Below are 24,319 nucleotides of genomic sequence, written 5' to 3'. Positions count from 1 at the left end.
TATTATAGAATCCGCTATAAAAGCTGATAAAAAATATTGGAACGCACGAATTCCAATATTAATGTCTAAGACAGGTGTGGGGAAAAATCGTATAACTACGTATCAGCTTTCTTTCCAAAAGCATCTTTTAGAAATCTTATGGCTTTCTCAAAAATTTCCCAATTCAGGTAGTATAAAAAAAGCGCTTAATAATTATGCCGAAAGATTAGATGCTGTTAAAAAATTAAAAGAGGAAGTTCAGCCACTTCTCAGTATTGTCGTTGATATTTTAGCGAAGAATCCGACATCTATTCCGGTTGGAGTTGGTGTGATTAGTAGATTGCTTGCTAAAGAAAATGGTTCAGCAGATCAAATAAATATGCTTGTGCAACAGATTGAAATGAAATTAAAAAGTATCCCAAATATAAATTTTTTGCAAATTTGGTTACAACGACTTCTTTTACTTACAAACACTGAAGCAAGCTTTCAAGAAAAAATGTGTCTAGCAGTTAATAATCCCAGCCTACCTATATGGGATTCTCAATGGATAAATGGTGATTACCAAGTACCATCAATTATTGAAACGAGTAAAGTTTCTGCTCTTGAACTAGAGGTTCCAAAAGGTATTTTTGATTTGTTTAATACTTATGATGGGTAATGAAAATAGATAAAATCATAATATTTGCAAGGAACGCTACAACTGCTGAATTGAAACAATAAGAAAAATTCAAAAGCAAGCCATATTTTCGAAGAGAACTAGAATTTATTAATAGACCCATCAAGCGTGCGGACATTTATACAATTATCTAGGAGACTATTGGCTAAGGACATTAGTGTAAAAGCGGTGATAGCATCAGTTTCACTTGTTTCATCGTATAGTTTAGGATCATGAGCGTTTGGGTTGCGATATAAGTAAACAATGGTATTCAAGAGACTCTTTAATCCTTGATATTTACTTTTTTCAGTTTGTTTTTCCAAATAATTATTACGAATTAGTACAATGGGACGTTTAGTTGAAAAACATTCGTTAATTAACTTGTTTCCATCATCTGGTAATTCTGATATTTGACGGATTCTATCAAGTATTCCTTTACTGGCTTCAAAAATTGCATGAAAATAATTCTTTTGTAGTAACTCAGTTCGACAATATTTTGTCACATCTGGATGGATTTTAAGCTTAGATAATTTGTCATTTAAAGTCTGTAAACGCTGTTCAGCTTCAGAAAATGAAGTTGCAGCACTGGTATTTTTCACACTCCCAGAATCGGTAACAGTGTACCCAAAAAATATTAACTCTCCATTTAGCAATTTAATATTATGATTCCATTCCTCTGCATTATCCAGAAAGTCAGCTGGACGCATGATATATTCAATTACGTCAAAGAAGGGTCGTATATTTCCTGTATGATTGCATTTATCGATTATTGATTCGGCTATTCGTTTCCATTTTGTTGAATTAGTTAAAGAGGGGGTGGCTCGGCGGCGCTCTACATCAAAATCATTTAGCTGCAGCTGAACAAACATTGAAGTTATTTTTGAACCAGTAGTTAATTCAGCTAATACTTTTGAAACGTTTTCAATACATTCATTGTCAATTGATTTCATGCAGTATTCTCCTTTAGCCCAATTATCTTACAAAAAAGTATTTGCTTAATATTTAAAGGTAGAAGCCAAGTCCTAGATTCAAGCCTATTGTGGTATCATTTCTCCTAGAATCGGCAATTGTAATAAGAAAAGTGATTGGAAAGTATGATTGAAGGCGCAGAATTCAAGTGCTTAAATTAGGTGGGTTTCACATGGTAATAATACTTTGTGGAGCATAGCACGTTGATTCAGATAAGGTTGAGTTTATGAAATACGATGTCACAAATTACGGTCTTGTTATTTCTTTGAATCATCTGTTCCGGCAGTAAAAGCACACCTAGAAACTGGAAAATTACATTTTCGTAATCCAATCTTTCAAGGCTGATTCGGGTACCGGATTAGTTAAATCCAAATCATCAAAACCATTAGTGATATAACGGTCAGTATATTTGCTGGCTAAGCCATCCGCCAACATCAAGTGGCTGTACATTTGTTCAAAGATAGCACCAGAACACTCATATGTAAAACGTAGCTGGGTGTCTTGAGTTCGCAAGGCTGCTTTATATGCTCCGATTGTTCGACCAGCTGCAATGGTCATCAGCTTAGTCTGGTAAAGTAATTTATTAGGACGTTCCATCACCGAAATTACTTGCTTTTCTTGAACTTTGACCTTGGTTGGAGTAGTGTTAGCGTCTTTCACCGATAAATTCACGCCTATTCTGTTAGCTATTGCTGGTTTAGACTTAACAGTATGGTCCTTAATTAAGTCTTTGTGCTGATTGCGGTGTTGTTTGCGGTAGCCATCCACTGCCCGCTGGTTGTACAGCCACACGGAAGTTTTTTGTAATTGCTGTCGAGAATGTGCAATGATTTTTTCCGTTAATAATTCATTTGCCGCCAGTTCTGCGGTCTGTTCCGGTCTCAATTGATGGCTGTTCCAATCGATTGCTTTCAGTAAATCGGGATATTCCACTTTGCCTCGTCGACGCATGCCATTCAATCGATTAAAAGGCTGATTGAATAAGGTGGCATACTTATTCAGAAACTCTCGTCGTTCATTTTTATGCTTTCTTCCGGGTACCCGTCGTCCTTTCAGTAAGGCCTTAAAGGCTTGTTGATGTTGTTCAATACAGCGATTCGCGGCTTGGTTATCCATAGTCGTTATCCATCCAATCAGCTTTATTATAATACTTAATAGGTGAATTATATCTCATTGCCACTAACAAAAGAAGTTACAAAAAGCTTTTAATCTAATAAAGTATTCATCTTAACCTTCTGAGGAAAATTTGGGGTGAATCCGTTGTAAAAACGCTCTCATTACCATCATTGCGTTTGCATAAGAATGTTCTAATTTTTCAATATGTAATTAATTTAATGAATTATGGATTACGTGATTGATAGTCCTTACATTAATAATTGTGATAGTTATTTTTCCTAGACATGGGACATAACTAAACTAGCGTGCCCCTGAATTCATTGGGTTCACGCTAGTTTGTTGTACCTGTAAATATGTTTGGCTAGTTCTACTTACTTTAAGCAGTTACAATCTTCTCAACAAAATACCGATGGAACCGCGCATCCCCAGTCAACTCCGGATGAAACGCCGTCACCAGCACATGATCTTGCTGAGCAGCTACAATTCGACCATCATCCAAAGTTACCAAAGCTTCGGCAGGTTTTTGAACAGCTGACAGGTAAGGGGCACGGATAAACACGCCATGGTATGGCTTTGACCATCCGCATACCGTCAATTCAGTTTCAAAACTTTCTCTTTGCCGCCCAAAACCGTTGCGTACTACGGTTCCATTCAAGCCATTCAGTAACTCGGGTTGAGCTAACAAGACCAGACCGGCACAGGTACCAAAGACTGGGAATCCCTGTTGGACCCGCTCTTTTAGTGGTTCGAACATTTGCTCTCGCACCAACAGTTTCCGAATCGTGGTGCTTTCACCACCAGGGATGATCAGACCATCGAGATTTTTCAACTCTGCTTCGGTTTTAACGGGGCGTGCTGTGACGCCACACGCCGTTACCATCTTTAAATGCTCACTCACTGCACCTTGAAGTGCTAATACACCGATTATCACGTGCAAGACTCCCCTCTAAATCCCACGGTCAGCCATTTTTTGGTCGTCCGTCAAAGTTGAGATATCGATACCCTTCATTGGCTTACCCAGATTTTCTGAGACTTTTGCGATTAATTCCCAATCGGTAGGGTGCGCTGTTGCGGTGACAATCGCTTTGGCGAATTTTGCAGGATTTTCAGAATGAAAAATACCGGAGCCAACGAAGATGCCATCAGCGCCTAAGTTCATCATCAGTGCAGCATCTGCGGGAGTTGCAACCCCACCGGCCGCGAAGTTCACAACGGGTAATTTACCTAAATCGTGAACTTGTTTCACCAGGTCATAAGGTGCGCGCAAGTCGCGACTGATTGACATTAATTGGTCAGGGTTAGCGCCAACCACATGACCGATCTGTTCGTTGACTTTTTCCATGTGGCGAACGGCTTCGATGATGTTGCCTGTACCGGGTTCACCCTTGGTTCGTAGCATCGATGCACCTTCACCGATTCGACGAAGTGCTTCGCCTAAATTACGGCAGCCGCACACGAAGGGAATCTGATAGTCGTTTTTATTAATGTGATAGTTGTCATCCGCGGGAGTCAAGACTTCACTCTCGTCTATGTAGTCAACACCGATGGCCTCCAGAATTCGGGCTTCAGCGATGTGGCCAATCCGCACCTTCGCCATGACCGGAATGGTGACGGCATCCATGATGGCCTTGATCATCGCTGGATCAGACATCCGTGCCACACCACCAGCTGCTCGGATATCTGAGGGTACTCGTTCCAACGCCATCACGGCAACTGCACCAGCAGCCTCCGCAACCTTAGCCTGTTCCACGTTAGCGACGTCCATGATGACGCCGCCTTTTTGCATCTGTGCCATACCTCGTTTAACCGTAGTTGTGCCTGTTTCTGTCATAATCAAGCCCTCTTCTCTAGAAATTAGTTACATACTAGGGCACAGCGTTTATAATGAAAACAACCAATTGGATGGTAAATTACCCATCCAATTTAATCAAAGAGGGTGACGGTATGAAGTGGCAACTTCCAGGTGGTTCGCAAGCGTTATACATCAAAGTGATGACGTTGATTACGGACGCTATTAATAATGGGGATCTGATCCCAGGTCAGCAGCTACCGGCAGAACGACAGTTGGCGCAGATGCTGTCGTTGAATCGCTCGACCATTCAGCAGGCGTTAAACGAACTAGTTAGCAATGGGCTATTGACCCGCAAACGTGGCAGTGGAACTTGGGTCAGTATGGATAAGTGGGGAATCTTAACTGAAAATGTCAATTGGCGAACGTATCTGGCCGCTAATCGGTTTGGCGATCCCGAGAGTTATTTGCAGCAACTACGGGAATTGGAGTCAGATCCAGAAGCAATCAATCTGGCGCACTTTAATATTCCTAACAAAATGGCGTTATCTGTCTCACTCAATCATGTTTCAGCTAAGCAACTGGCCGAACAGGAGAATCACGTGGACATCAGTGGGGCAACTGATTTGAAGCAACAGTTGATTACGCGACTATCGCCCTTATTGCAACACTCATTTAGCCCGAATCAATTACTGATTACATCAGGTGCGCAACAAGCCTTTTACCTGATTACGCAGGGCTTATTATCCTATGGGGACGCCATCGCTATCGAAAAACCCTCGTACTTTTACCAACTCACGCTGTTTCAAGTGGCTGGTATTCGGGTGTACGGCATCCCGTTGATGGCGGATGGCAGTCTTGATTTGGCTTATCTGCGACAGGAATATTACAAGCACCGGTTCCGTTTCTTGTTCGTTAACCCTAATGGTCAAAACCCAACTGGGCAGATGATGCCGCTGGCTAAGCGCAAAGCCCTGATTAGGATGTGCCAAACGTTGAAGTTACCCATCGTGGAAGATGATCCTTTTGGTGTTACGGATGCAGTATCGGATAATCAGTCGGAACCGCCATTGAAAGCCTTGGACCCTGACAACGTGCTCTACATTGGTTCACTGTCTTCGTTAGTCGGCAATCAAGCACGGATTGGCTGGCTTCTGGCGCCATCGTTTATCGTCAACCAGTTGGCCGACATCCGCCAGCAAATGGAATCTGGCATGAGTATCTTTCCGCAAATTATCGCCAGTCAGTTTTTAGCGCAGCCGGATCTTCAGCAGCAGATTGAACAGCAAGCTACCCAGTTGCAGCAAAAACGGCGGCTCTTGCAACAAGCACTCAAGCCATTTGTTGATCGACACCAGTTAAGCTACCAATTACCGGCAAACGGCAATAGTTTTTGGGTGCATCTAAGCACGACTCATCCGTTAAGTATCACTGACTACAACCAGTTTCTGAAGCAGCGGGTACTGGTCAGACCGGCCTTTTTATTTGGTTCACACCAAAATAATTTACGGGTGGGGTTCGCTAACTTAACTGTTGAGCAAGTCCCACAGTTGCAGGAACGATTAAAACTGATATTTGCAACATTATAGCGGGTAAATGTTTTTTTAATTGTGTCTATCATTTTGAAGCGAATTCGATATAATGGGTATTAATCTAAAGCAGAGGAGCGAGTCTTATGAAAATAATTATTACCGTTGTTGGCAACGACAAGGTCGGTATCGTGGCCGCAGTCAGCAAGCAGTTAGCTGACCTGAACGTGAACATCACTGATATGTCACAGACCCTCATGCATGGTAGTTTTACCATGATGTTAATGGGTGAATTCACCTCCGAACAAACATCCTTTGATACTGTACAGGAGTCACTTACCAAGTTAGGCCAGACTATCGGTGTGAAGATCCACACACAACGGCAAGAATTATTTGACGCTATTCAGAAGCTTTAAGGAGAGATGCCCATATGGAAACTAAGCAAATCCAAGATACGATTCAAATGATTGAAGAGGAACATCTCGATATTCGAACGATCACCATGGGTATTTCACTACTGGATTGCATTGATAGTGATGCTACGAAAGCCTGCCAGCGGATTTATGATAAGATTACGACTAAGGCGAAAAACCTGGTGAAAGTTGCCGAAGCCATTCAGCGGGAGTATGGGGTGCCAATCGTTAATAAACGGATCTCAGTGACCCCGATTTCGTTGGTTGCGGCAGCCAGTGGAAGCGACAACTATGTGCAATACGCAGTGACAATGGATAGAGCTGCCACTGATTTAGGGATTGATATCATTGGCGGTTTTTCCGCTTTGGTTCAAAAGGGATATCAAACTGGCGACCATAAATTGATCAACTCCATTCCTGAAGCTTTGGAGAATACCGAGCGGGTCTGTGGGTCAATCAACGTTGGCTCGACAAAGGCCGGTATCAACATGGATGCGGTACGTGAAGTCGGTCAGGTCGTTAAAAAGATTGCGAGCGTTGATCCGCGAAAATGCATGAATCTGGTTGCGTTCTGTAACGCAGTAGAAGATAACCCCTTTATGGCGGGTGCCTTCCATGGTGTGGGTGAAGCGGACTGCGTGATCAACATGGGGATCAGTGGTCCTGGTGTTGTTAAACGTGCTCTGGAGCAAGTCAAAGGCGAGCCGTTTGACGTTGTGGCTGAAACCATCAAAAGAACGGCTTTCAAAGTTACCCGAGTGGGGCAATTTGTTGGTCAAATTGCTTCTCAGAGACTGAACGTGCCGTTTGGTATCGTTGACTTATCACTAGCCCCAACCCCAGCTCGGGGGGATTCCGTCGCCGAAATTCTGGAAGAAATCGGATTAGAAAGTGTTGGTGCTCCGGGGACAACGGCTGCTTTAGCAATGTTGAACGACGCTGTGAAAAAGGGCGGTATCATGGCCTGTAACCACGTCGGCGGGTTATCCGGTGCGTTTATTCCCGTTTCCGAAGATGCTGGGATGATCAAAGCAGTTGAGGCTGGGTTATTGAGCATCGAAAAACTTGAAGCGATGACGGCTGTTTGTTCAGTTGGTCTTGATATGATTGCTGTACCGGGTGACACCACTGCTCAGACCATTAGTGGTATCTTGGCGGATGAGGCTGCCATTGGCATGATCAATAATAAAACCACCGCCATTAGAATCATCCCTGCCACTGGTAAAAAAGTCGGCGATGATATTAACTTCGGTGGGCTGTTTGGTCACGCGCCTGTGATGAAGGTGAGTGAAAGTCAGCCAACTGATTTTATTGCGCGGGGTGGCAGAATTCCAGCGCCTATTCATTCGTTTAAAAATTAATTTACATTAAACAGCTTATGTTATCTTTTTAACACGAAAACCCCGAGGATAGTTAGTCCTCGGGGTTTTGCATCTAAAAGTTAAATCATATTAATGACTATTTGTGAATTATTAACTACCTTGGCCGGTGACGCTCACGTCTTGGGCAACGATTGTAGGTACAGTATTCGAACCACCGGATTGAGTATCATAATCTTCACGACCACCTAGTACGCCCTTGACAGTAACGTAGTCGTCTTTAACGGCCTCAGTGGTATCTGGATAATAGACCGTAAATATTTCATCTGCATAGTCGTCTGTATATACCAGTAATTCAGTAGCACCACCGTCTTCGCTGGCCTGAAGAACCTGTGCATTTGTGATGTTGTAGGATTCACCCTTATAATCATCAGATTTAAGCAGTTCACCATACGAGTAGGTATTCGAAGCGGCTTCTGTGGCATCGTAATCTGAAGAAGAAATACCCGCTACAGGTTCATTGTTAAAATCACCGGTATCCTCGGAGTCTTCAGAATCAGAAGAATCATCGGCATAATCAGAATCGTCGTAGTCAGAAGAATCATCTGTATCATCGCTACTTGAACTATCAGAACTGCTATTATTATAAGCCGTTGCGGTTCCAGTAGCGGAGCTAGAATTGTAACTGTGAACTGCCAATGCAATAAAAAGGACAACTAGTGCTGCAAGAATAGCCCACATGTGTTTAGTTTTCCGTTTTGCTTTTTTTGACTTGCGTTTCTTGTCTGGTGCAGATAAGAATTCTTTTGTTAAGTTATTCGAAGAGGTATCGGTTTTCTCCTGCTTATCGCTACTTTGAGGAGCAGATGATTCGGCTGATTGGTCGTGCTGCTGATCTTTATTTGAAGCATCAATTTTTACTGGTGGCTGTTTGGTGCCACAGTGCAGGCAAAATTCGGCTTCCATTGGTAACTCTTTACCACATTTAACACAAAGCTTGTTTTCCACTATATATTCCCCTTAATGTACTAAAATAAGTGCGTGTAAAAATATTTCTCATCTTGTCTTCTATCTTTGTTAACTGAGATAAGTAGGGTTAGATGAGTGTAAGAATGAAACTAAGTGAAACATTGGTAATGTATGCAGGTGAATCTAAATCAGAATATCCTTATCCTCTCCATTCCTCTAATGCACCGCAGATCACCGTTTTGAATGTTATCAATCAAATCAGGTAAGCGGCAAATAACTTTGTTTAAAACATACAAAAACGATTAATGAAATCTAAAAATCTGATTCAAATAATAGTATTGGCGAATTAATTGATGTTCATTAACTATTTTAGTTTCTTATCTTTAAATACGTTCATCGTTAGCGTAAGTTTCAAGTATATCAAAATTGAAGGCGAATTTGGGGTACTTTTTTGCAAACAACAGAAATAGATGGAGAATTGAGATGGTCACGCTTTAATTTGTGTGCGGATTGTCATTTGTGTAACATGTAAACGCTATATTGACACGAATTATTAAGTTTACTAATATTAGCAGTGTAAAATACTAGTATTATTAGTGTTTAAAAAAATATCATTAGGGGATGTTTTTATGGGGAGAGTAGTGCAACGATTAATTAAACAGGGGTTAATGGCTTTTCTGCTGGTAGTGATAACAATCGTTGGTGTAAATGCTGTGATGAGTCACGCAACGGTTTCAGCTCAGGCGGCGGTGAAATCTAAAACGTATAAGACGGTGCCTAAGAGTCTCCAGGGAACTTGGTATCATTACGACAAAGGGCATGGTTTGTACAAAATTACAGTCAGGAAAAGTTCACTTTCTTATGGTTATAAGAAACAGTATACGATGCACAATTTGCTGGTGATTAAATACTACGCGAAGCACAAAACCAGCTTTTATAATATCTCCAGCAAGTCAAACATTGGGCCGGGTATTAATTTGTTCTCATACACCATGAAAATTAACGGAAAGAAGCGACATGTTCTTGCTGAACCATCACAAGGTGCTGGAATCAGGCTCTTTGTGTATACCAGTTTTAAGACGAGTCATGTTTATACCGCACCAGCATCTTTGCAAAAACATTTGGCTTGATATTGGGGATTGGAATTGAATTGGGGGGATTCCACAATGAAAAAATTAATCTTACCAGTCACACTATTATCGGTGTTTTTACTTGCTGGCTGCGGCAATCAAAGTGCTAAGAGCGCTAAAAATTCGGATAGTAGTCAAAAAACAGCCAGCAGCAAAGTTGTCTCAAGTAAGAAGTCGTCTCAAAAAGTCACGCAGTCAAGTCAAAGCAGTAGCAGTACAAGCAGCGTTTCCTCATCAAGCAACAGTTCATCTTCACAGGTGACGAATGATAGTACGATCGTTAAACAGTTTGTAATGGGTCGAACGTTTTCGATTCAGCCAGAATTATATAATGGTGAGGATGTTACTAAAGCTATGGACGAGCAGAAGGCACCACAGAATATCGTTCATGACTATACAGCTTCAGTAACTTTTGATCATCCGTCACAGGCGCTGCTCAAGTATATTTTGGAAGTTCATCCAAGGCATACGCACTATACAGTCAATAATGGGATACTCAAAGTTGGCAAGTACAGTATTCCTTATGCTGTCAATGGCAAATCTGTGACTTTTCTGCCATGGAAGGATTCGGATGGGCAGGGAGGTACGATTACTTATAGGTTTATGAGTAACTGAGTTTGAGAAATTTAATGCAAAATAGAGGCATACGTTGGACTAATAAAATCCACGTATGCCTCTATTTGTTTCGTGCTTATTTAAGTTAAATTACCGCTGAATCATCCGGTAGTTTTCGTCGTAGAACTTACCGTTACGGATGTCATCAGTCATGCCTTCGTATGGTTCTGCAGCAATCACTTGGTCGTTATTTTGACCAGCATCGCCAATGTAAGTGATATTAGCGAATTCTGGAACGACCATCTTAGGATAAGTCTCGTACTTTTCGCGGGATTCTTCCATTAAATCAATGTGTTCGTTTTGGTAAGTCACGGTGATTTCTGGATGATCCTGAACCCACTTTGGGAAGAAGATGGTGCCGTTCAACTTATGTTCGTTGGGAACAAAGTCTAACGCAACATCAGTCCCAGTTGGTTCTGTCCAGGCAATTTTGTAGATGCCGGCAGTCAACAAGTTGATGTGAGCTTCTTGATCGGTTACCCAACGACCGGCAACCATGCCGCCGTGAATCCGGTAGTCAACGGTATGATCGTTTTTAGCGTACCATTCGTATTCCCAGCCGTTATCGTAAGTGTAGATGAAGTGGGTGCCCAAAAAGTCATCCAAGGTTTCAAAGTGTTTGTCCATGTGGTTTAAATTAGCCATGATCGTTTCCTCCTGTAAATTCATACATGTAATTAATTACATGTTTTAGTTGACTTGATTATGGTATACTTATCTCATTCAAACGTCAAGGAGAAATATTTATGGCTTTGCGTAATGTATTACAGTTCATCATTTTAGGCTTACTAGATCAACAACCGTTGACCGGTTATGAATTAACGAAGGCCTTTGATTCAGATATTGGCGAGTTTTGGTCCGCTAATCATAGTCAGATCTATCCCCAGTTGCGGCGCTTAGAGCAGTCTGGCCAGATTACTCACGAAGAAGAAGTTAGTGGTGAAAAATTGGCACGGAAACGGTACGCAGTTACAGCGAATGGTCGCGGTGCTTTAAACGATTGGCTTTCTGCTGAAACCGAACCGACCGTTGGCGGACGAGACGAATTTGCGGTGAAGATGTACTTTATTAAGACACCCGATGATCCTAGGCTGGCACACATGCTGGCAGCACAGCTGAGGTTTCATGAGCAAAAATTGGCCCATTTAAACATGCAAATGAGCCGCAAGTTTCCTAATGGGCAAAATAATAACGACTATGGTCACTATTTAGTGCTTGATCATGCCATTCGCCGAGAAACGGCTTATTGCGAGTGGCTAGAGTCGGCTAATCCTAATCAATAGAAGCAAATCTATACTTTCAATTAAGATTAAGGGCTAAATCTTTACGAATCTTCGTGAAGGTTTAGAATAAACTATGCAATTGCATACAATTGTGTTAAACTGCTTTTACCTTAAATAAATCAAATTGTAATTTCAGCAACGTTAAAGGAGAAACGAGCATGACAAAAACGGTCATTATCACTGGGGCTAATTCTGGCCTCGGTTTTGAAACCACGAAACAAATTGCGGAGAAGGGCACCGATTATCAGCTGATTATGGCCTGCCGAAACATGGAAAAGGCGCAGGCAGCAAAGACCGAAATTCTAAAACAGGTTCCTGATGCTAATCTGATTTGCCTTGAACTGGATACGTCGTCATTAGCAAAGGTCCGCGCATTTGTTGAAGCATTTAAAAAACTAAACGTACCGCTTTACGGCTTAGTCTGCAATGCCGGAATTGCTGGTCGTACAGTCCACAAAACGGATGACGGTTTCAGTGATATTTTCGAAACCAATTATCTTGGTCATTTCCTGCTCACGCAGCTGTTACTGCCATTGATGGCGGATGATAGCAGAATTGTTACCGTCAGCAGCGAGCGTCACGACACCCCACTTAAAGGCGTTGCTTGGCCAGGTGTAGAGGCGTTGGCATATGGTGATTCGCAGGTCGACAGCCAAAGTTATCCATTTTCAAAATTATGTATGATTTTATTTAGCTACGAACTAGAGCGTCAACTGGCTAATGCCGGTAAAAAAATCGTGGTCAATACAGTGAACCCCGGTTTGATGATTGAAACTGGGTTATCCAAGAACAAGTCACGTTTCACGCCGGAAGTGGTTAAACAATTTGCCGATATTATTGGTACCGCCAAGGATTCTGGTAAGATGATTACGGATTTGATTTGCGATGACAAATTCGCCAAGGGACCAACCCGGTATTTTGACCGGAGTAGTGACAAACCCGTTGCTTCGTCAAGGTTGTCGCATGACGAGCAAGTCCAACAGGAACTCTGGGACTTCAGTATGAAGGCTGTGGGTTTGACTAAATAAGTGCATCATTCGTTTTATAGCTTGAATAAATAGGCAATCACTGTCACTCGAATTTGGGTGGTCAGTGGTTGTCTATTTTATCGATGTGTTATTATTAAAGTAACATCATGATTTAACCGTTAAAATGAGTCAGTTTGATATGGAGGTAACATGTATGAATTATTTAGTCACGGGTGCAACTGGGCACCTAGGTAGTAAAGTCATCGCAAATTTAATCAAGAACGTGGGCACTGATTCTGTAACCGCGGCAGTTCATACGCCTGCCAAAGCAACCGCGCTGAAGGAGCAAGGTGTTAACGTTGTCCCGTGTGATTACTTAGATGTAACAAGCATGACGAATGCTTTCACAGGTCAAGACGTGGTGATTTACATTCCCAGTAAAACTTATGAGGTCCTGCAACGTATCACGGAATTTGAAAATTCAATCAAGGCGCTACAAAAGGCCAAAGTGGCCAGTGTGATCTTTGTTAGCTTTTATGCTGATCAGGAAAACAATCCCTTTGTCATGTCACCATACTATGGTTACGCGCCACGGAAATTAGCGACAAGTGGCTTGCACTACGCGGTGATCAAGAATTCATTGTATGCCGATCCGTTAGTACCTTATCTACCTGAATTAATTGAACGTCAAAAGCTCATTTATCCTGTGGGCGATCAGGCCATGAGCTTTATCACATCGGCTGATAGCGCGGAGGCCATCGCAGCCTTAGCGACTCAGCCTAACTTACGGGACGCTGGTCAAAGCTATTTGTTGACGCAAGATAAGAGTCTGACCATGCCTGAACTGGGTCAAATCATGACTAAGGTCACTGGTCATACCATTGGTTATCAGCCAGTGACCACAGCAGAATTCGGCCAAATCTATGCTGATGAAGGCGATGGTGAAGAACTTGCCAGCATGTATGCCGCTGGGGCGTTGGGTTTGTTTGATCAGGTAACACCGGATTTCAAGACGATTACGGGTCATGCTGCTGAAGATATGGCTAGTTTTTTGGAGCGAAACTATGTTGAAAAATAATTAGATAATTTAATTTAAAAAGCACTGCCACGAAAATTAAAGCCCTGCATATCATCCGGAGTTGAGACAAACAAACTATCACGGTCGGGGATGGTTTGACCAACGTAATATGGTAAGCCACAGTTCGCAAAGGAAATGTAGGGGCCCGCCTCATACATCACGATTTCAGCATCCTCATTAAGCCGTCTTAGCCGAGTTGCAACAGAGGCACCACCAGCGACACCACCAACAATAATGATTCGTTCAGACATGTTTTGTTCCTCCTTGTGAAATTCATAATTAAGCTTGAAATCATTATACCCTATGACGGTATATTGTCAATATTATTGATTAATACCAATTATACAGCAAAAGTCGAGTTAGTTGACTATCATACCCTATATAGGTATACTTAATTCTAAATTAATGAGAGCAGGTGTTTTTAATGTCAGTAAAACCAATTAATGACCAAAATTTTAACCAAGAAACCGATTCAGGAACCGTCGTGATCGATTTTAATGCAACGTGGTGTCCACCATGTAAGATGATGAATCCGATCGTTGAAAAAATGGCTGATGAGCTGGGCGATAAAGTGGCCTTTAAATCGCTGGATGTCGATGAGAATCAACAAACAGCTGCCCAGATGCAGGTTCAAGGAATCCCGACTTTCATCGTCAAAAAAGATGGTCAAATCGTTGACCGAATCGTGGGCTTCACGCCAGAACCAGCCTTCAAGTCAAGACTGTCCCAATACATTGACTAGATATGATATAGTGGTATCAAGTAATTTTTAGGGGGAAACGCTCATGGCATGTGATCCAAAATTAATTAATCGACTGAAACGTGCTGAAGGTCAGTTGCGTGGCATTCAGGCCATGATGACTGAAGGCCGGGATTGTGCTGAGGTTGTTACCCAGTTAAGTGCGGTAGAAGCTAGCGTGAAGCGGGTGATGGGCATGATCATTACCGAAAACATTTCCCAAAAAATGACGGAGACGCCAGATGAAGCGCTACAGTCATCCTTGAAGCTGATTCAAAAACTGTAGGTGACTGAGAGTCGCTTGCCATCATTAAAGAACCGGATCATACCTGCGTAGGGCGTGATCCGGTCTTTTGTGTACTTGGCATGTTCGGGCGCAATGAGTTTGTGATTTACGCCAAATTTGATACAATAACTGCAATAAGGCGATTGAGTCGCCACAGAAAGGATGAACGTATATGTTGGGCATTGTAATGGGCGTTGGGACGTCACTGGAGGACTACAGAGCTTAGTCCTCCGCGGTTATGGAGGACAAAACAATTAAATTAACAGAATATGGTGCTAACGAGGCACACAAATTAACGGCTGGTTTGAGTTTGGCGCGAGTGATTGCCACCAGTCATCAGCAGTACACAATTGTGACTGATCAGGGCCAATTCCAGGCGCAGATTGCTGGTCGACTCTTGAATTTTGCTACTGACGCGGCAGATTTTCCAACAGTGGGCGATTGGGTACAGGTACGGTTACCGGAGAACCAGACGGATGTCGCAACGATCGAACGGCTAAATGACCGCACCACCGTTTTTCTTCGGAAGACGGCTGGTCGGCGGTCGGCTGCACAATTAGTGGCCGCTAATATCGATTGGCTGTTGTTGTGTATGGCACTGGACGCGAATTTTAACGTCCGGCGATTAGAACGTTATTTAGCCATTGCGGCAGCATCGGGTGCGCAGTCAGCCATTGTGCTAACTAAAGCCGACAAAACGACACAGCTGGCTGAACAGTTGGCGGCTGTTGCGGAAGTCAGTGGCGACGCGAAGGTGATCGTCTGCGATGCCACGCGTACTGCAGGGATGGCGGAACTAACTGTATTCATGCAACCCGCACTGACATATGCTTTTCTGGGTTCTTCAGGCGTGGGAAAAACCACGCTGATTAACCATTTGATGGGCACGTCCAGTTTGGCAACCGCAGCGGTCCGCGAAACGGATGATCATGGTCGGCACACGACTACTGCACGGCAACTTGTTAAATTACCTAATGGCAGTTTAGTGATCGATACGCCGGGAATGCGCGAACTGGGTTTATTGGACGCTGACTTAGACACGACGTTTGCGGATATTACTGAACTGGCGAAAGACTGTCGATTCAACGACTGCACACACCGTCAAGAACCTGGTTGTGCGGTGCAGCAAGCAGTTGCGGATGGTCGGCTTTCTGAAGCACGATTAGCCAGTTATCGGCAACTGCAAGCGGAACAGTCGAATAATCAGCTCCGTGGTAAAGCAAGGGAAAACGCCAAGATTGATCGCATGTTCGGCGGGAAAAAACAGATGAAGGCCTTCATGAAAGAAGTTCGCCGAAAACGAAAATAAGACTTAAATAAGTGTTAATTGATAACTCTCATGGTATTGGCCGTGAGGGTTATTTTTTGTTGACACATGTGCTACCTGTTGTTATTATATACTGGTACATTGTATTAAAGAGTAGTCGGTGAAAGCTGGCAAACGAAACGTTGATTCAGGCAAACTATATAGTATTACAAGGTAGGTGAGACGATTGAAAGGGTTAACCGAGTTATTAAAGGGCGCATTGGAAGGTATCGTTCTTCAACGAATCAGTCAGGGTGAGACCTATGGCTACGAGATTACCAATTACCTGATTGATCTGGGTTTCGAAGACATTGTTGAAGGCACGGTTTACACGGTATTATTGCGTTTAGAGAAAAAAGGGTTACTGTCAGTTGAACGTCGAAAGTCTGAGGTGGGGCCGCCACGGAAGTTTTACTCGCTTAATGAAGCAGGTCAGCAATATTTAAACCAATTTTGGCAGAAATGGGATTTTCTAACCGACACCATGGCAAACTTAAAGGAGCAGCAAGATGACTAATTTATTGAACAATATCATTGGGGATAAGAAACGTTATAAGCAATTCAAACAGGATGTGAACGAACTGCCTAAGCCGTACGCGCAGACACTCACTGCGTTACAGAATTACATTTGGAACTTTGCTAAAAATGGCGCTATGATGGATGTATTAGAAGAAATTTTACACATGTTTCAGGAGAGCGCTGCGGAAAAGGTACCTGTGAAGCAACTGATTGGCGATGATCCGGTGGTTTTTGCTGAAAATATTATGGCACAATATCCAGATAAATTATGGTTGGTCAAGTACCGGACGCGGTTGCGTGAACAGGTTAAGAAAGCAGAACAACTCAAGGATTAAAAGAAGATTATGCGGTCGACAAGGTGAATTTGGATAAGAATATTAACTGTGCAATAAAGAGCAAACCAATATCGCAGATTGGTTTGCTCTTTTTGAATAGATAAAATTACATGACACGTCTATATTGAAAACGTGTTTATAAATTGGTATATGCTAAGAATGCTGCGACTGAATCATTTAATGGTTGCTTTAAATAGCACCAGCCCATGCTCATTGAGGTTGTGAGCTGACTGTTAATACTGGCTGATATTAAATTCAAATTATTCTTTGGAATCTGTGACGCTGGCAAAATAGTGAAGGCAGCTTCCATTGATAATTCTGTTAGTAGAATATCAACTGAAGTGCAAGTTTCTATTGGGCCGTTGAAGTGGGCTTCGTTTAATAACGCATTAGTTCTCCTGGTAAAAAAACCAGTGGGACCGTTCAATAATTTCAAAAAGGTGAAGGAATTAAGTTGTTGCAAATTAATTGGTGATTCGAATGATTCCAAAAGCGATTTATTGACCAAGACAACCAGTTGATCAGCGGCTTCCTTACGCCATCCAAGCTTCGTTTTTGTTGAATCAACAATACCCAGTCCAAGGTCAGCCTTACCTGATAAAACATCGTTAATTGCATCGCTTGAATAGCGTGGATTCAAACTAACCTTGATACCCACAAAGTTTTTTTTAAAGTTAATGACTTCATCGATATAGGTTTGAAATTGTGGAGAAACATACATTGAAACCTTTAGAAAACGATCCTCAGAATGTTTAACTTGCCATAAATTAAGCAATGTTTGTTTATATTCAGCAAGCATTGTTTTTGCAGAAGTTAAAAAAATATCTCCGGCAGGGGTTAATTTGACTGAATGATGAGTTCGAATTAATAATTGCTGGTTAAGTTCGGTTTCCAAGCTTTTGATTTTAAAACTTATTGATGGTTGTGAAATAAAGTTCTTTTGGGCTGCTTTAGTAAAGCTTAGACTTTCCGCGACATCTACGTAATATTTCAATGAATCAAAGTCCATGGTTACACTTCCTTGTTATAAAAATCACTTATAACGCATGATTAGTATCTCGTATTTCCAACTGAAAGTAAACGCTTTTATACTAAAACTGTAGTCAAAATAATGTTTCTAGGAGGAAGAATCCATGCTTAGAAAATCAGTTTATTGGCCTTCAGCTGGTGTAGCTGAATATCATGAATCAGAAACTCGTCCAGTTAAGGATGATGAAGTGTTAATTGCTAATCATTATTCATTGATTAGTCAAAGTAGTGAGCACAGTTGGTTTGTTAATGATAAAGCTCATGTCGTTTTAGGAACTACTTTTCCGTTTATCCCTGGATACAGTGCGGCAGGGTATGTGGAAGAAGTTGGCAAGAATGTGACCAAATTTAAACCAGGAGATAAGGTAATTGGGGCACCAGTGGTTGGAGCACACTCTAATTATACTTATTCTGATGAAATTAATACGTACAAAGTACCAGACAATGTTGCTCTGGATGATGCTGTTTTCTACAATCTTGGAATGACTGCTTTGTTCACCCTAGATAAGGCTGCTTTGAAACTAGGTCAATCCATTGCGATTATTGGTGCTGGTGTTGTTGGTCAAATTGCCATTCAAGGTGCTAAGGCCATGGGGCTACATCCAATCGTTGCATTCGATATCCAAGAACAACGGCGGCAAGCCGCCAAAAAAGCTGGTGCAGACTATGTGTTGGATTCAAATGACACAGAAGCGGTCGAAAAACTCATTAAAACTTTGGGTGGCGTTGATGGTGCGGTAGATGTTTCTGGTAGCAATGCAGGGATGAACTTAGCAATCCACCTTGCAAAGTCTTTGGGCGAAGTTATCTTCTGCACTGCTAACAATGATGACCAAAAGTTGCGTTATGGCGAACTCTTTATTAAAAATCTGACGATTAAAGGTGATTTTGTTAATACTGAGTGGGACCGTCAGCGCAAAGCGATTGCTAATTTCCTGTGGTTATTAAGCACTGGTAAAATTACAGCTCCGGAACATGCGGATACGGTTTATGAACCAACGGATGAGAACATCAAGATGCTCTATGATAAGGTTCTCAAACATGATAATACAATTAATAATCCAATCTTTAAGTGGAGAGACTAATTACAATAAGGAGGATAAGGTCATGAAAGTTCTAGTTACGGCTTCATTTGGTCATATTGGACAAACAATTATTCCAATGCTAGCAAATCAGCATGTTGAGGTGAGAGCGGTCGATCCTGACCCGCAAAACGTCAGCGCTTTGAAAGAATTAGGTGCCCAGGAGGTAATCGTTGGTGATTTACGCCGTGATGAAATTATCGATCAGGCAGTAGATGGCGTAGATAAAATCCTGTTAATTTTACCCGATGCGTTATCTGGCATGGAACCAATGGCAATGCGATTGATTGATGCGGCTTCAAAATATCACGTGAAGCACTTTGTCTTCTCCTCGTGTCTTAATACGGTTATGGAACTTGTTCAACACTGGGAAAAGTATGAAATTGAAGATGCCTTGATGGGATCAACCCTAAACTATACGATAACCAAGCCTAGCGGGTATATGGAAGGACATTTCCCATCTGGCAAAAACAGTGTGTTTGAGACGGGAACCTATACCACGTTTATTAAGGTCGATCAGCCTTCTAATTTGATTAGTCTCAAAGACATTGCTGCTGCCAATGGTAAGGTGCTTTTGAGCGACGATGAATACTATGGTGCTTCCCTTGATTTGTGTTCAAAGGGAAATCGAACATCCCGCGAATATGCTCAAGAAATTTGTGATAAGACCAATCAACAGCTAAAGGTTAATATGATTCCGGTACCTGAATTTCCAACAGTTCATGCTAATGATCAATTCGGCAGAATAGCTGCGTATCACGGTAACCATCCGTACAAAGGTAACCCATTAGATTTTAACGCACTGATGGGGCGTCCCGCCAAGACATTCAGCGAGTATGTTGATGAGATTGTTGCTGGTATGAAACAAGCTACGAACAAATAGATTATTTTTGAAGATTAGCTATCACTATATACACGCTTTAAATGTTAATGATATATTGGTACGGCTCAGTTTATTCTGAGTCGTTTTAGTGTGCTTAATTGAGTTATAAATAGTACCATGAGATTAGATAGTAAATCTTTCAAAGGAGCACACAAATATGCAAGCAATCAAAATTTCTGGACCATGCGAAGCAAATGAATTACAGCCAGTTGAGGTACCGACACCGCAATTAGTTCCAGGTTTCGCTTTGGTTGAAGTTAAAGCTTTTGGTGTTAACGAATCGGAAGTTACCAGCCGAAAAGGGGAATCTTCAAGTGATTTTAAATACCCTCGCATTTTAGGCATTGAAGGTGTTGGGGTGATCAAAGAAGCGGATCCAGCTTCCAATTTTCAAGCGGGTCAAAAAGTGGCCATGATGATGACGGGGCTTGGTCGTGCAATCGATGGCAGTTATGCGCAATACTGCCTGGCGCCCAACGAATCATTAATTTCACTGGAGACGAATCTGGATTGGTCAGTTGTGGGGGCTTTGCCGGAAATGCTGCAAACAGCCTATGGTTCCTTGAGTAAGGGATTAAACGTTGTTGCGGGCGATAAAGTATTGATTCGCGGCGGTTCTTCCACAGTAGGGTTAATGGCCACGGTTCTGGCTAAAGATATGGGTGCTGAAGTGATTGCGACGACTAGAAGTCAGTCCAAAGTGGCTACTATGAAGCAGTTCGGCGCTGATGAAGTGCTTATTGATGATGGGCAGCTTGCTGAAAAACTTTCGGCTAGTGTGGATAAGGCCTTGGAGTTAGTTGGTACAACAACGCTATTTGATACCTTTGGCGCAGTTAAACAAACGGGTAAGGTATGCTTCACCGGTGGTTTGGCTGGCGGATGGGAAATTGAACACTTTTCGCCATTCATGATTCCTGCTGGGAAGTTCTTCACCAGTTATGCAGGCGAGGCGATTGATTTATCCACTGACGTTTTTAACCGCGTTTTGAAAAAGATTGAGGCAAAGCAGATCCAGGTGCCAATCGCGAAGGCTTATCATGGCTTGGCATCCGTTGGCGAAGCGCAAGCCAACCTTGAATCAGGCAGCTTCATTGGCAAACACGTGGTGGTATTGGATTAGTGTGAATTCAGTTGAAACTAAAGTGAGTATTGAGACAGGCAGATATGCCTGTCTTTTTGATATTCGTGAAATAAACATCGCCTAATTGGTTGTTTGCGAGCGCAACTAATTGATGATAAAATATGGACATTAAATAACAATTTTTATCGTACTAAACCAAAGGGGGTTGATGATATGATCGATACCGGCGATGATTCATTAGTCAAATGGCTGGTGATTGCTGGGCGGCAAGTGAGCCAGCATCTGGGTCAGCAGTTGGCGCAAATTAACGTCAGTGCCAGCCAATATTATTATCTGTTAAAAATCCACGATAACCCGGGACTAACCCAGAAGGAACTTATTGAGGTTGAATTCATTAATCCCAGCAACGTTACCCGCGCGATCAAGCAGTTGGTTGATCAAGGCTTAGTCAGCCGACACCGTTCAGATGCTGATAAGCGGGCTCAAGTATTGCAACTGACGACGGCGGGACAGAATATGTACCCGAAAATCAAAGCTATTTTAGATCAAGAAGAAGCCTTATTTAACCAAGTGATTAAACAGCGGTATCCTGATTTTGATACGAAGCAATTAGTACCGATTTTACAGTCTTTTGCCCATCTTCACGGAGATACTGATAAACCATCAAACGAAAGGAAGCCTTCAAAGTGAAAGCCATTGTCATTGAAAAAGCTGGTGGACCAGAAGTTTTAAAGTTAAAGGAAGTGCCAACGCCAAAGGTCAAACCAGGCTGGAGTCTGGTCCGTGTGAAGGGGTTCGGCATTAATCATTCCGAAATCTATACCCGTAAAGGTGAGTCACCAACCGTTAAGTTTCCACGAATCCTAGGTATCGAATGCGTCGGTGAAGTCGCTGATACCACAGAGCCAGACCGTCTGCCTGTTGCTCAAAAAGTGGTCAGCATCATGGGGGGCATGGGTCGTGAGTTCGATGGTGGCTATGCGGAATATGCCTTGCTGCCAAACGAGCAGATTTATCCCGTTAACACCAAACTATCTTGGCCTGAATTAGCGGCGGTTCCTGAAACGTATTTTACAGCTTACGGCTCACTGAAAAATGCCCATATCGACACGGCTAAGAGTCTGTTGGTTCGCGGTGCCACAAGCGGTGTGGGGAGTGCGGCTATTAAATTAGCTAAGGCTATGGATCCTTCAATTACCATCACTGGGAGTACTCGGCACGAAGAAAAATTTGATAAGCTCAGGGCTATCGGCTGCGATAAGCCAGTTTTGGATAAGAATGGTGAAATTCAAACTGAAGACCACTTTGATGCGATCATTGAATTGGTTGGCTCAGCTACATTGAATAATTCCCTATCACACCTTAACCAGTTTGGTTATTGCTGTCTTGTTGGCGGCTTGGGTGATCAGTGGACGGTACCGAATTTCAGCGCCTTCGTGATTCCTAATGGCGCGAGTTTAACCACCTTTGGTTCTGGCATTGCGTCCAACGATTCGGCTTTCAATGATATGCTGAATTTGATTGAAACGCACCATATTGATGTTAAGCCAACGCAGATTTTTGATTTAGCGCATACTGGCGACGCTCAAGCAGCACTGGAAGCCAGTGACAGTTTCGGCAAAGTCGTCGTATTGCCATAACACAACGAAAGCAGGTTTTTAATGACAGCATTAACGATTGCAGGGAAAACTTACCCTGATTTACAAATTCCCGATGATTATCAAGTTGTCGTGAATCAATTAGTTCCACGAGATGACGAACAGGTTCATTTACTTCGCTATCAGCCAGCAGATTTGCCAGAGGAAGCTTTAGGAAGAGAACACGTCACGGTTATCTATCGTGATGATGGCGGGTTGTATTCGTATAACGCACTGACTGAGCCACTTTCTGGTCCACTGCCAACGGAGCAAGAAACATGGAACAAGGCTGAAAAAATTTGGCAACGAGTAGCACCTGATTATCGGAATAAACTGGAACGTTTACGTCTTCTAGAAGGTCAGGAACGACATTATACTGATGCTGCCGGAAATACGGTGACGTTTCCAATTGTGTGGGCCAAGTACGCAAATACAGTGGATCTTGGTAGTTATGAATGGATTGGTTTAGGACCAAACGGACGGCTAGTTGAGTTTGAACGGTATAATTTCTGGGATTACGAGGCTGGCCGACAAAAGACAGAAATGTGGTACGGTGATGATTGGATTCGAGCGCGTCGTGGACTAGCACCGCAGATGGAGGCGCCGTGGCCAAGAGCGTAGAGCGTGAAAGCAAGCGTTTAGAGAGTGGAGAATAAGGTCCCGCCAACAGAAATCCCGGTTTTGGATTTTTGTTGGCGGGACCTTATTTGCAACTCTCTGCTTGCTTGAACGCGTTTCAAAAAAATAGAGTGTGAAGGAGAGCGGTTAGAGACTGGAGTCTAAGTCGCTTCTGACGGAAGACGCGTCGTACTTTGACGTGGGTTCTGTCAGAAGTGACTTAGATGCAAGTCTCTGCTCTCGTGAACACGTTTTGGCTAGGAAGCAATATCGAACTAAAGTGTCTACTTTGTGTAAAAATACTATTTTAGGTTTCATTCCTCAAAAGATTGTTCTATCCTATGGGTGTAATTGTTGGCTTGAAATTGATATTTGAGGAGGAATTGCTTCCATGTCGGAGACTTACCGGTTAAAACTTGGTCCGTTTGTTCGTGATTTGCCCGTGATGACGTTGCCAAATGGTGTGACAATTGCGTCGTTTGTCTTGCTAGGCGATGCTGAATTGACCCGTTGGGCGGCTGAACAACTACTGGGAAAGACTATCGGTCTTGATTTTGATTATTTTGTGACAGTTGAAAGCAAGGGCATTCCGTTAGCCCAAGAGATGACGTGGTTAAGCGGCCACAGACGCTATTTTGTTTTACGTAAAGATGTGAAGGATTACATGGTCTCACCGATGACCATACCTGTGCAAGCCATTACTACTTCTGCCAATCAGCAGTTAGTTTTGGATGGGACGGATGCAGTTAAACTGAAGGGCAAACGAGTAATTATTGTGGACGATGTCATCAGTTCCGGTGGTTCACTGCAGGCGGCCGAAAAATTGTTACAGGAAGCCAATGTAGAGGTTGTCAGCCGACTGGCGGTTTTGGCGGAAGGCTCAGCTAAAGAACGTCAAGATATTAAGTATCTGGGAACATTACCATTACTTTGAGGTATAGAAAAGGGATTGCGCTTATTGAGAGTGCAATCCCTTTTCAGATACTTGA

27 protein-coding genes and 2 pseudogenes are annotated in these 24,319 nt (G+C 42.6%); 21 read left to right on the top strand and 8 right to left on the bottom strand.

The window, feature by feature from the left end; translation table 11 throughout:
• Window positions 1-637 (top strand): annotated as a pseudogene (locus tag AC6H04_RS04115) (RNA-directed DNA polymerase); the annotation flags it as partial.
• Window positions 638-735: 98 nt separating this feature from the next.
• Here the strand turns inward: AC6H04_RS04115 and AC6H04_RS04110 are convergent.
• The 4 genes from AC6H04_RS04110 to pdxS form a co-directional block, all read right to left on the bottom strand.
• Window positions 736-1,584, bottom strand: coding sequence for a TIGR02391 family protein (locus AC6H04_RS04110; RefSeq protein WP_497570486.1), 849 nt, complete (start codon window positions 1,582-1,584; stop codon window positions 736-738).
• A 331-nt stretch (window positions 1,585-1,915) separates the two neighbouring features.
• Complete coding sequence (locus tag AC6H04_RS04105) at window positions 1,916-2,719, bottom strand: hypothetical protein (RefSeq protein ID WP_497570485.1); 804 nt, start codon at window positions 2,717-2,719, stop codon at window positions 1,916-1,918.
• A 376-nt stretch (window positions 2,720-3,095) separates the two neighbouring features.
• A complete protein-coding gene (gene pdxT, locus AC6H04_RS04100) occupies window positions 3,096-3,650 on the bottom strand; it encodes a pyridoxal 5'-phosphate synthase glutaminase subunit PdxT (RefSeq protein WP_497570484.1) in 555 nt (184 codons plus the stop codon).
• Window positions 3,651-3,665: 15 nt separating this feature from the next.
• Window positions 3,666-4,550, bottom strand: a complete 885-nt coding sequence (pdxS, locus tag AC6H04_RS04095; RefSeq protein ID WP_497570483.1) for a pyridoxal 5'-phosphate synthase lyase subunit PdxS — start codon at window positions 4,548-4,550, stop codon at window positions 3,666-3,668.
• Between the two features lie 113 nt (window positions 4,551-4,663).
• Here pdxS and AC6H04_RS04090 point away from each other — a divergent pair, with 113 nt between their 5' ends.
• From AC6H04_RS04090 to AC6H04_RS04080, 3 genes are all read left to right on the top strand, one after another.
• Window positions 4,664-6,097 carry an aminotransferase-like domain-containing protein gene (locus AC6H04_RS04090; RefSeq protein WP_497570482.1) on the top strand — a complete coding sequence of 478 codons (1,434 nt, stop codon included), beginning with the start codon at window positions 4,664-4,666 and terminating at the stop codon, window positions 6,095-6,097.
• 86 nt (window positions 6,098-6,183) lie between these two features.
• On the top strand, window positions 6,184-6,453 hold the full coding sequence (locus tag AC6H04_RS04085) for an ACT domain-containing protein (RefSeq protein ID WP_497570481.1): 270 nt from the start codon (window positions 6,184-6,186) through the stop codon (window positions 6,451-6,453).
• Between the two features lie 14 nt (window positions 6,454-6,467).
• Complete coding sequence (locus AC6H04_RS04080) at window positions 6,468-7,811, top strand: PFL family protein (protein WP_497570480.1); 1,344 nt, start codon at window positions 6,468-6,470, stop codon at window positions 7,809-7,811.
• A gap of 111 nt (window positions 7,812-7,922) precedes the next feature.
• On the opposite strand, the gene AC6H04_RS04075 is transcribed toward AC6H04_RS04080, so the two are convergent.
• A complete protein-coding gene (locus tag AC6H04_RS04075) occupies window positions 7,923-8,777 on the bottom strand; it encodes a zinc ribbon domain-containing protein (RefSeq protein WP_497570479.1) in 855 nt (284 codons plus the stop codon).
• A 590-nt stretch (window positions 8,778-9,367) separates the two neighbouring features.
• Here AC6H04_RS04075 and AC6H04_RS04070 point away from each other — a divergent pair.
• On the top strand, window positions 9,368-9,868 hold the full coding sequence (locus AC6H04_RS04070; protein ID WP_497570478.1) for a hypothetical protein: 501 nt from the start codon (window positions 9,368-9,370) through the stop codon (window positions 9,866-9,868).
• Between the two features lie 36 nt (window positions 9,869-9,904).
• Complete coding sequence (locus AC6H04_RS04065; RefSeq protein ID WP_497570477.1) at window positions 9,905-10,483, top strand: hypothetical protein; 579 nt, start codon at window positions 9,905-9,907, stop codon at window positions 10,481-10,483.
• A gap of 90 nt (window positions 10,484-10,573) precedes the next feature.
• On the opposite strand, the gene AC6H04_RS04060 is transcribed toward AC6H04_RS04065, so the two are convergent.
• Entirely contained in the window at window positions 10,574-11,110 is a 537-nt protein-coding gene (locus AC6H04_RS04060; protein WP_497570489.1) for a phenolic acid decarboxylase, read from the bottom strand.
• 119 nt (window positions 11,111-11,229) lie between these two features.
• Between AC6H04_RS04060 and AC6H04_RS04055 the strand changes: the two genes are divergently transcribed.
• The 3 genes from AC6H04_RS04055 (at window position 11,230) to AC6H04_RS04045 (ending at window position 13,812) form a co-directional block, all read left to right on the top strand.
• Window positions 11,230-11,766: a PadR family transcriptional regulator gene (locus tag AC6H04_RS04055; protein WP_497570476.1), complete on the top strand. Its 537-nt coding sequence runs from the start codon at window positions 11,230-11,232 to the stop codon at window positions 11,764-11,766.
• Between the two features lie 158 nt (window positions 11,767-11,924).
• The gene (locus tag AC6H04_RS04050) at window positions 11,925-12,794 is read left to right on the top strand and encodes an SDR family NAD(P)-dependent oxidoreductase (RefSeq protein ID WP_497570475.1); all 870 of its coding nucleotides are present in this window, start codon (window positions 11,925-11,927) and stop codon (window positions 12,792-12,794) included.
• Between the two features lie 154 nt (window positions 12,795-12,948).
• Window positions 12,949-13,812, top strand: coding sequence for an SDR family oxidoreductase (locus AC6H04_RS04045; protein WP_497570474.1), 864 nt, complete (start codon window positions 12,949-12,951; stop codon window positions 13,810-13,812).
• Window positions 13,813-13,856: 44 nt separating this feature from the next.
• Here AC6H04_RS04045 and AC6H04_RS04040 read toward each other — a convergent pair.
• Window positions 13,857-14,063: pseudogene (locus AC6H04_RS04040) on the bottom strand (CoA-disulfide reductase); the annotation flags it as partial.
• Between the two features lie 173 nt (window positions 14,064-14,236).
• On the opposite strand from AC6H04_RS04040, the gene trxA reads away from it, so the two are divergent.
• The 5 genes from trxA to AC6H04_RS04015 all read left to right on the top strand — a co-directional run bounded on the left by trxA (window position 14,237) and on the right by AC6H04_RS04015 (window position 16,997).
• Window positions 14,237-14,554, top strand: coding sequence for a thioredoxin (trxA, locus tag AC6H04_RS04035; RefSeq protein ID WP_098823907.1), 318 nt, complete (start codon window positions 14,237-14,239; stop codon window positions 14,552-14,554).
• 43 nt (window positions 14,555-14,597) lie between these two features.
• On the top strand, window positions 14,598-14,837 hold the full coding sequence (locus AC6H04_RS04030) for a metal-sensing transcriptional repressor (protein WP_098823908.1): 240 nt from the start codon (window positions 14,598-14,600) through the stop codon (window positions 14,835-14,837).
• Between the two features lie 238 nt (window positions 14,838-15,075).
• Window positions 15,076-16,146 (top strand): ribosome small subunit-dependent GTPase A, encoded by a 1,071-nt coding sequence (gene rsgA / locus AC6H04_RS04025; RefSeq protein ID WP_497570473.1) that lies wholly within the window; start codon window positions 15,076-15,078, stop codon window positions 16,144-16,146.
• A gap of 184 nt (window positions 16,147-16,330) precedes the next feature.
• Window positions 16,331-16,660 carry a PadR family transcriptional regulator gene (locus tag AC6H04_RS04020; protein ID WP_497570472.1) on the top strand — a complete coding sequence of 110 codons (330 nt, stop codon included), beginning with the start codon at window positions 16,331-16,333 and terminating at the stop codon, window positions 16,658-16,660.
• Window positions 16,653-16,997: a DUF1048 domain-containing protein gene (locus AC6H04_RS04015; RefSeq protein ID WP_497570471.1), complete on the top strand. Its 345-nt coding sequence runs from the start codon at window positions 16,653-16,655 to the stop codon at window positions 16,995-16,997. Before AC6H04_RS04020 ends, AC6H04_RS04015 begins: the two co-directional genes overlap by 8 nt.
• Window positions 16,998-17,133: 136 nt before the next feature.
• On the opposite strand, the gene AC6H04_RS04010 is transcribed toward AC6H04_RS04015, so the two are convergent.
• Window positions 17,134-18,006: a LysR family transcriptional regulator gene (locus tag AC6H04_RS04010; RefSeq protein ID WP_497570470.1), complete on the bottom strand. Its 873-nt coding sequence runs from the start codon at window positions 18,004-18,006 to the stop codon at window positions 17,134-17,136.
• A gap of 124 nt (window positions 18,007-18,130) precedes the next feature.
• Between AC6H04_RS04010 and AC6H04_RS04005 the strand changes: the two genes are divergently transcribed.
• The 7 genes from AC6H04_RS04005 to AC6H04_RS03975 all read left to right on the top strand — a co-directional run bounded on the left by AC6H04_RS04005 (window position 18,131) and on the right by AC6H04_RS03975 (window position 24,264).
• The gene (locus AC6H04_RS04005; RefSeq protein ID WP_497570469.1) at window positions 18,131-19,111 is read left to right on the top strand and encodes a zinc-binding dehydrogenase; all 981 of its coding nucleotides are present in this window, start codon (window positions 18,131-18,133) and stop codon (window positions 19,109-19,111) included.
• A 22-nt stretch (window positions 19,112-19,133) separates the two neighbouring features.
• The gene (locus AC6H04_RS04000) at window positions 19,134-19,991 is read left to right on the top strand and encodes an SDR family oxidoreductase (RefSeq protein WP_497570468.1); all 858 of its coding nucleotides are present in this window, start codon (window positions 19,134-19,136) and stop codon (window positions 19,989-19,991) included.
• A 157-nt stretch (window positions 19,992-20,148) separates the two neighbouring features.
• A complete protein-coding gene (locus AC6H04_RS03995) occupies window positions 20,149-21,114 on the top strand; it encodes a zinc-binding dehydrogenase (protein ID WP_497570467.1) in 966 nt (321 codons plus the stop codon).
• 174 nt (window positions 21,115-21,288) lie between these two features.
• Window positions 21,289-21,765, top strand: a complete 477-nt coding sequence (locus tag AC6H04_RS03990) for a MarR family winged helix-turn-helix transcriptional regulator (protein WP_497570466.1) — start codon at window positions 21,289-21,291, stop codon at window positions 21,763-21,765.
• Window positions 21,762-22,715, top strand: a complete 954-nt coding sequence (locus AC6H04_RS03985; protein ID WP_497570465.1) for an alcohol dehydrogenase catalytic domain-containing protein — start codon at window positions 21,762-21,764, stop codon at window positions 22,713-22,715. The genes AC6H04_RS03990 and AC6H04_RS03985 overlap by 4 nt, the downstream gene beginning before the upstream one ends.
• 21 nt (window positions 22,716-22,736) lie before the next feature.
• A complete protein-coding gene (locus AC6H04_RS03980) occupies window positions 22,737-23,333 on the top strand; it encodes a hypothetical protein (protein WP_497570464.1) in 597 nt (198 codons plus the stop codon).
• A gap of 388 nt (window positions 23,334-23,721) precedes the next feature.
• Window positions 23,722-24,264, top strand: coding sequence for a phosphoribosyltransferase family protein (locus AC6H04_RS03975; RefSeq protein ID WP_497570463.1), 543 nt, complete (start codon window positions 23,722-23,724; stop codon window positions 24,262-24,264).
• Window positions 24,265-24,319: the final 55 nt, after the last annotated feature.

The sequence above is a fragment of the Secundilactobacillus sp. MJ173 genome, from assembly GCF_059704265.1.
This window is presented reverse-complemented; position numbering and strand designations above follow the sequence as displayed.

Bases quoted from the DNA above. Each gene is read 5' to 3' on its own strand.
- AC6H04_RS04110 (WP_497570486.1), bottom strand. From the start codon at position 1,584: ATGAAATCAATTGACAATGAATGTATTGAAAACGTTTCAAAAGTATTA.
- AC6H04_RS04105 (WP_497570485.1), bottom strand. From the start codon at position 2,719: ATGGATAACCAAGCCGCGAATCGCTGTATTGAACAACATCAACAAGCC.
- pdxS (WP_497570483.1), bottom strand. From the start codon at position 4,550: ATGACAGAAACAGGCACAACTACGGTTAAACGAGGTATGGCACAGATG.
- AC6H04_RS04090 (WP_497570482.1), top strand. From the start codon at position 4,664: ATGAAGTGGCAACTTCCAGGTGGTTCGCAAGCGTTATACATCAAAGTG.
- AC6H04_RS04085 (WP_497570481.1), top strand. From the start codon at position 6,184: ATGAAAATAATTATTACCGTTGTTGGCAACGACAAGGTCGGTATCGTG.
- AC6H04_RS04080 (WP_497570480.1), top strand. From the start codon at position 6,468: ATGGAAACTAAGCAAATCCAAGATACGATTCAAATGATTGAAGAGGAA.
- AC6H04_RS04070 (WP_497570478.1), top strand. From the start codon at position 9,368: ATGGGGAGAGTAGTGCAACGATTAATTAAACAGGGGTTAATGGCTTTT.
- AC6H04_RS04065 (WP_497570477.1), top strand. From the start codon at position 9,905: ATGAAAAAATTAATCTTACCAGTCACACTATTATCGGTGTTTTTACTT.
- AC6H04_RS04060 (WP_497570489.1), bottom strand. From the start codon at position 11,110: ATGGACAAACACTTTGAAACCTTGGATGACTTTTTGGGCACCCACTTC.
- AC6H04_RS04055 (WP_497570476.1), top strand. From the start codon at position 11,230: ATGGCTTTGCGTAATGTATTACAGTTCATCATTTTAGGCTTACTAGAT.
- AC6H04_RS04050 (WP_497570475.1), top strand. From the start codon at position 11,925: ATGACAAAAACGGTCATTATCACTGGGGCTAATTCTGGCCTCGGTTTT.
- AC6H04_RS04045 (WP_497570474.1), top strand. From the start codon at position 12,949: ATGAATTATTTAGTCACGGGTGCAACTGGGCACCTAGGTAGTAAAGTC.
- trxA (WP_098823907.1), top strand. From the start codon at position 14,237: ATGTCAGTAAAACCAATTAATGACCAAAATTTTAACCAAGAAACCGAT.
- AC6H04_RS04030 (WP_098823908.1), top strand. From the start codon at position 14,598: ATGGCATGTGATCCAAAATTAATTAATCGACTGAAACGTGCTGAAGGT.
- rsgA (WP_497570473.1), top strand. From the start codon at position 15,076: ATGGAGGACAAAACAATTAAATTAACAGAATATGGTGCTAACGAGGCA.
- AC6H04_RS04015 (WP_497570471.1), top strand. From the start codon at position 16,653: ATGACTAATTTATTGAACAATATCATTGGGGATAAGAAACGTTATAAG.
- AC6H04_RS04010 (WP_497570470.1), bottom strand. From the start codon at position 18,006: ATGGACTTTGATTCATTGAAATATTACGTAGATGTCGCGGAAAGTCTA.
- AC6H04_RS04005 (WP_497570469.1), top strand. From the start codon at position 18,131: ATGCTTAGAAAATCAGTTTATTGGCCTTCAGCTGGTGTAGCTGAATAT.
- AC6H04_RS04000 (WP_497570468.1), top strand. From the start codon at position 19,134: ATGAAAGTTCTAGTTACGGCTTCATTTGGTCATATTGGACAAACAATT.
- AC6H04_RS03995 (WP_497570467.1), top strand. From the start codon at position 20,149: ATGCAAGCAATCAAAATTTCTGGACCATGCGAAGCAAATGAATTACAG.
- AC6H04_RS03990 (WP_497570466.1), top strand. From the start codon at position 21,289: ATGATCGATACCGGCGATGATTCATTAGTCAAATGGCTGGTGATTGCT.
- AC6H04_RS03980 (WP_497570464.1), top strand. From the start codon at position 22,737: ATGACAGCATTAACGATTGCAGGGAAAACTTACCCTGATTTACAAATT.
- AC6H04_RS03975 (WP_497570463.1), top strand. From the start codon at position 23,722: ATGTCGGAGACTTACCGGTTAAAACTTGGTCCGTTTGTTCGTGATTTG.